Source organism: Pseudoalteromonas sp. Angola-4, assembly GCF_028599265.1.
Lineage (GTDB): Bacteria > Pseudomonadota > Gammaproteobacteria > Enterobacterales > Alteromonadaceae > Pseudoalteromonas > Pseudoalteromonas atlantica.
Genome location: NZ_JAQREK010000101.1, coordinates 1 through 438, shown reverse-complemented (window position 1 = coordinate 438; position 438 = coordinate 1). Strand labels below are relative to the sequence as shown.

At 36.1% G+C, this 438-nt stretch carries 1 protein-coding gene; it reads right to left on the bottom strand.

Translation table 11 applies throughout. From position 1 onward, the window contains the following. Positions 1-438, bottom strand: a 438-nt coding sequence (locus PSH48_RS21000; protein WP_337946974.1) for a PAS domain-containing protein, incomplete at both ends; no start/stop codon positions are given.

Below are 438 nucleotides of genomic sequence, written 5' to 3'. Positions count from 1 at the left end.
GTTCATAGACGCTAGGGCTGATAAACAACATACTCCAGTGTTCATCTAACAAGCAGCGAAATACAACGCCGGGCATATTGTTCATTAAGGTACGATATTGTCGTTCTTTTTCAATTACGCTTTGTTGTAACGCTCTTTGCTCAGTTAAATCGGTAATAAAGCCCACAAACAATGTTTCAGTTTGTAATTGCTTTACTTCACCAATCCCCAAGCGAATTGGAAATTGATGACCATTTTTATGTTTTGCCCACACATCGCGATTAACACCAATAACACGTTTTACCTCATGGTTTGTTGTATTTTTTAAAAAAGCATCGTGTTGATTAGCAATATCATCAGCCATTAATATTTTTACATTCTGGCCAATGATCTCATTATCTTGCCAGCCAAAAATTGTTTCTGCGGCTTTATTAAAGCTCAAAATAGTGCCTTTAATAT